Source organism: Dongia deserti, assembly GCF_003574735.1.
In the GTDB taxonomy this organism is placed as follows: domain Bacteria; phylum Pseudomonadota; class Alphaproteobacteria; order Dongiales; family Dongiaceae; genus Dongia_A; species Dongia_A deserti.
The window spans coordinates 1-5081 of record NZ_QORW01000040.1; the positions used below are offsets into that span (position 1 = coordinate 1).

Below are 5081 nucleotides of genomic sequence, written 5' to 3' on the forward strand. Positions count from 1 at the left end.
GCGCAGGGCATCGAATACCGATTGCCGGAAGTCGAGATAGGCGTTGAACTCCCGTCCTTCCGCCGCCCAGGCTTCGATCTCCGGCCAATAGATCCGGCTGCCGTCCACCGGGTTGCGATTCGCGCTGCCCATCAGGATGTCGGTATAGGCGGCCGCCACGTTGCTTGTCGGCTGGTCGATCCATTCGCCGGTGGGCACGTCGTAATCGGCGAGGATCGCTTCCGCGATGCAGTTGAACTCGTCGACCACGCCGTTCAGCTGGTCGGTGGCGCGGATCTCCAGCGCAAAGAGGGCATGCCCCTTGGCGGTGACCGGCGCCTCGTCGGTGAAGGTGCGCAGCGCCGTCCAGTGCGATTCGTTGAACACGTTGTCGGTGGAGGCGTCGGCGGTCAGGCGCTTCACCTGCACATCGTATTGCCCGCGATCGACCTTCCACGCGCGGTTCGCGCGCACCACGGCGGTCGAATTGTCGGTGACGATGAAGTCCGGCGGGTTCACCGTGCCCGCGCTCATCTGCACCTTCCTGCCCCCGCTTCCTCCGGCAATGAGCGTGGGCACGAAGTGGCCGGCGGCGACATAGTCGGCATCGCGCTCATCCACCAGCTGGTAGGCCTTGCTGGTGTCCGACGATACGGTCACCTTGCAGATCGGCTTGTTGCGGTATGGGTTGGCTGGCTCGGCGCCGATGATCGAGCTGCCGCTCACGATCGCGATCTTGCCGGAGATGTGGTCCAGCGAGACGCGATAGACCGTGGTCTGGTGGCGCGGCTGGGCGCGGTCGTTGCGGGGCTGCAGCACGCTCGGCCGCTTCAACTCCTTGGTCTCGCGCACGCCGAACGCCACCGGCTTGGTGACTGATTGCCAGGGGCCGGGGCCGCCGCCGGTGTCCGTGGTGCGGTACTCGATGTCGAACTCCACCGTCTGCGGCTGCTTGTCGCCGGAGGAATCGAACGCCGCCAGGCCGCGGAAGAAGCTGAAGTCGATCGAGATCTCGTCGGCGTCCGGCTCGGTCGTGCGCTGCTGCCACTCGTTGAATTTCAGAAGGATGTTGAGTCCTTCCTCTTCGGGGATGCGCGTGTAGAGCGTGAGCGGCTCGTCGTCGGGGAAGCCCTGGCGGTACTCGTATTTGACGTCCTGGAAGTCGTCGATCGCCGTCTTGCCGATGCGGAAGTCCGAGAGCTTCAGAGGCCCATAGCCCAGGTCGAACAGGATGCGCAGGTAAGTGTCCTTGCCGCGGATCTCCGTGAAGGGCTTAGCGCCGTAATAGGGCGTGATGCGCATCTTGCCGTAGAGGCGCGGCACCACGCCGTAGGGATTGGCCCGGTTCTTGATGCCCTGGATCGCCAGCGTCGGCGAATCCCGGCCGGACGTGCCGCTGAGATCCTTCAGCTTCGGCGTCGGCGCGGGGATGAAGGCATTCACGAGCAGCGAACCGATGCCGAAGATCGCGGCGCCGATCGCGCTCCCGACCGTGAAGGCGGTGGCGCCAGCGCCGAAGATGACCGCTCCGGTAATGCTCGCCGGCAGCAGCGCGGGAACCAGGATGGACGCCGCCAAGACCACCAGCTGCAGGATGAAGCGCAGCGGATTCTTCTTCCCGCCGCCGAGCTGCGGGACCGTGGTGATGTTGACCAGGTGGCCCGGCTTCGGCCGCACGCGGTGCAGGATCTCGCGCGGCACCACGTCGCCGTCGATCGACACGTGCGCGCAGCGGCGCAGCACCGCGTTCGGCTGGATGTCGTCCAGGATCTCGGCGAGCGTGGTGCCGGCTGGATAAAGCCGTTCCGTCAGATCGCTGGTGAACGGGCGGAGCTGCGCGACGACTTGGACACTTTGGTCGTCGGGCGCGATGACTTCGGCGTTTAGCGGTTGCAGACGCCCTTGTAGAAGATCCGGTGCATGCTCCCGTCCACCACCACGGGCTTGCGCTCCGTGATCGTGTAGCCGTTCAGGCAATAGTGGTTCTGGTTCAGATACTCTTGGAGCTTGGCCAGTCGCCTTGCTTCGGCGTCCGGATCGTCGAGCTCTTGGAACAGCCAGTCTGCGCCCGCCTCGTAGCGGAACTGGTTCCCCGGAAGCGGTTCGAACTCCGGTGTGTAGACCGGGTGCGGTGCCACGCACCCGGTGATCGCCAGCGTCGTCACCGCCAGCATCAGGCTCGACCAGCGCATCATGCCATCCCTTGATGTCGTCGATCGGGCTCAAGACTGCACCAGCCCAGGGTGGCGGTAAATACCCACGATCCGCCTGCGCCAGTCCCGCTCGGTGTAGGGCACGCAGACGCTGTCGGTGCCTTCCTCGATGTGCAGCATGTGCCCGCCGCCGGCCACCAGGGCGATATGCGAGGGCTCGCCGTGTTGGCGGATCAGCAGGGAGTCGCCCGGTCGTTCGTCGCCGATCGGGCAGAGGCCGCCCTCATAGCCCGGCTCACGCACTATGTGCCACCCGGCCTTGCCCGCCGCGATCAGTGTCGCGATTTCCGGCACGTCGCGCCGGCTGCACCCTACATAGCCGGTCTCGTAAAGCGGCGTGTCGCAGCCGAACACCTCCAGCAGCGGCAGGCGATGAAGGCCCCAGCAATCGACGCCTTGCCGATCGCGGCCCAGCTCCTTCCACGGCAATCCGACATAAGGGCGCACCCACGGCTCTGGCGCATTCGGCGGCGTGCCGCCAGCAGCGACGATGCGAGGCCGCGCGATCCCGGCCGACACCAGCGTGGCCGTCACGACGCCCCTCCGGATGAGATTGTCCGCCATCAGAACAACCCCGGATGACTGGCCGGCGTGAAGCTGTCGGCCGGGAACGGCTCGCTCAGCAGATCCTCGAAGGCTAGCTCGCCTTCGATCGTGGTGATGTCGCCCTCGGCGTTGCGCAGCGTGAACGCGTAGGGACCTGACTCGACGACGTCGGGCGTGGCGGCAAGCACCACTTCCAGGGTCACCGTCGGCGGCGAATCCGCCGGGATCGATTGCACGACCGCGACCAGTGTCTGATCGATCACGTCCATGGTGAGGCGCACGCGCGCCTGCGTCTCGGGGTCCTGGTCGGGCAGCGTGATCAGGAACGGCACGCCGCCGGTGAAGACGTTCCCCCGACTCGTGATGTCCACGGCGTCGCTGCACACACGCGCCGGTGGAACCAGGTCCGGATGCTCGATGGTCAGGAGCGCGACGACGACCTCGTCCGTCTCCTGCTTGAATGCGGCTTTGACGAACCGGTGGGACGGCTGCTGGCTGTCGGGGTTGAGGAGGAGAAGAAGACTCACGCTGTTACTCCTACACACTCGCGGCCGACAACGCTGGACAGCCACGCTTCAAGCTCGGTGGCTGCATCCCTGACCTTCTGCGTGTCCATAGCGGCCCATTCGACGGGGTATTCCCAGCCGGCGACTTGGCCGGCCCAATCACGGGAGAACTTCGCGGCCAGCGCGTAGTGGTCGCCATCGTCCAGATAGACGTCGCCCGGCATGGGGTCCGTCTCGGCCGCGCAGAGCGCGATCCTCACCCCGTTCACCGTCCGCAGCCTGATCGCCATGATCACTTCCAGAATAGGTTCACGACGATTTCGCTCGCCGCCACCGCGCCCATGTCGGCGTCCCCGACGCCGGTGGTGGTCGCGAGCGCGATCCCGGTGCCGAATGAAACGCCATGCGCGGAATCGAAAACCACCTGGGCGTTCGGCGGAACGAGGATGGTCATCACCGGCACGTCGGTGCCGACCGTGGGCGCGCTGGCCTTGTTGTACAGCTTCACGAATCGCGCGGCCGCGTTCGTGTTGCTGATGCTCCAGCCATAGACCTGACCGGCGCTCGCCTTGACGCTGGTCGCGTTGGTGCTGGCGGCCGAGATCAGCTTCGTGACGGAGAGGCCACCGGCGGCGGCCGGCGTCGGCGCCGTGCGCAGCGCGCCGTCGCCCGTGACGATCGCCGGCGTGGTCGAATCGGCGGTGCCGTCGACCAGCTTGAATTTCTGGTAATGCACGTTGGAGACGTCGTCGGTCGCGACCGACGCGCCCGAGCCCGGCGTGATCGAAGTGTTGTCGGCAGCGAAGGCGATCGCCACGCCAAATCCGAGGACGACGGCAACTAGGCCGAGCGCCAGGCGCTTGAACCCCCCAGCTCCTCTGACCTCTGACTTCTGATTCATGGCATGATCTCCAGGTTCATACTGACTTCGAAGAGCTGCGCGCCCGGCAACGGCCGATCGCGCGGCGGCTCATCGCTGATGAAGCGGAACGTCACCGTCGCCTGTGTCGGCGGATACACCCAGTCGAACGGAAGCGATCCCATGGCCAGCGTGTCGCGCCAGAACGCGTACAGCGTGGCCAGCTGCGTGCGGTCGACCTCGGTCAGCGCCTTGAACGGCCGCGGCACTGCGGTGAAGCGCCGGCGCTGCTTGGCCGGCCCAGTGTCAGTCTGCGAGCGGATGGTGCCCACACCCCAATTGTGCTCGTAGCCATCGACCAGGACGTCCTGCGGCAGCGATGCTGGCCAAAGCGGGTTCGCCATCAGCGGCTCCTCCGGCTCAGGCCGTAGGTCGATTCCAGCGTCTGTGCGATGCTCTTCCGGCCGGCGATCTGGTCGTTCACCAAGCTGACGACCATGTCGACGATGGTGCGGCCGTCACTGGTCTGCCGCTGCTGGGCTTGCGTCTGTGAGCCAGGTGGCGTCGTCACGTTGATGATGACGTCGCCGCTGCCATTGCGGCCGCCAACGGCGATCACGCCGAGGCGCCCTTGAGAGTCCCGCTCCAGGGGCAGCACGCCTTCCGGCCCGGCTTCGCCGCGCAGGCCGATGCCACCGTTTGCCATCGGGAAGATCTCCGGCCGGTGGACCACGTGGCCCTTGGCCATCGGCACGACACGGCCACCGAGGAACGCGTTGCCCTTGGCACTGGCGGAATCGAAGATGCCGTCCGCGATGCCCTCGAACAGATCGTTGACTGGCCCGGCGAACAGCTGCTGTGAGGCGATCTGCAGGATCTGCTTCCACAGGCCGTCGAGCACGTCGCTGACGCTCTCCGCCTCGAACAGGATGTCGGCCAGCGCCTCGGTGGATACCGCGCCGACGTTCTTCCAGCCCT

The 5081-nt window shown here is 66.3% G+C and carries 8 protein-coding genes; all 8 read right to left on the reverse strand.

The window, feature by feature from the left end; all coding sequences use genetic code 11:
* On the reverse strand, positions 1-1956 hold a 1956-nt coding region (gene gpJ, locus DTX69_RS29690), incomplete at its 3' end, for a TipJ family phage tail tip protein (RefSeq protein WP_284736158.1).
* On the reverse strand, positions 1863-2174 hold the full coding sequence (locus DTX69_RS29695; protein WP_119305211.1) for a hypothetical protein: 312 nt from the start codon (positions 2172-2174) through the stop codon (positions 1863-1865). The genes gpJ and DTX69_RS29695, both read right to left, overlap by 94 nt.
* Positions 2175-2201: 27 nt before the next feature.
* Positions 2202-2756: an NlpC/P60 family protein gene (locus tag DTX69_RS29700; RefSeq protein WP_119305212.1), complete on the reverse strand. Its 555-nt coding sequence runs from the start codon at positions 2754-2756 to the stop codon at positions 2202-2204.
* Positions 2756-3265: a DUF1833 family protein gene (locus DTX69_RS29705; RefSeq protein WP_162917697.1), complete on the reverse strand. Its 510-nt coding sequence runs from the start codon at positions 3263-3265 to the stop codon at positions 2756-2758. The genes DTX69_RS29700 and DTX69_RS29705 overlap by 1 nt, the downstream gene beginning before the upstream one ends.
* Positions 3262-3534 carry a hypothetical protein gene (locus DTX69_RS29710; RefSeq protein WP_119305214.1) on the reverse strand — a complete coding sequence of 91 codons (273 nt, stop codon included), beginning with the start codon at positions 3532-3534 and terminating at the stop codon, positions 3262-3264. The genes DTX69_RS29705 and DTX69_RS29710 overlap by 4 nt, the downstream gene beginning before the upstream one ends.
* 2 nt (positions 3535-3536) lie before the next feature.
* Complete coding sequence (locus tag DTX69_RS29715) at positions 3537-4145, reverse strand: hypothetical protein (RefSeq protein WP_119305215.1); 609 nt, start codon at positions 4143-4145, stop codon at positions 3537-3539.
* Positions 4142-4507, reverse strand: a complete 366-nt coding sequence (locus DTX69_RS29720; protein WP_119305216.1) for a hypothetical protein — start codon at positions 4505-4507, stop codon at positions 4142-4144. Before DTX69_RS29720 ends, DTX69_RS29715 begins: the two co-directional genes overlap by 4 nt.
* A partial coding sequence (locus DTX69_RS29725; protein WP_162917698.1) for a phage tail tape measure protein occupies positions 4507-5081 on the reverse strand: 575 nt, incomplete at its 5' end. The genes DTX69_RS29725 and DTX69_RS29720, both read right to left, overlap by 1 nt.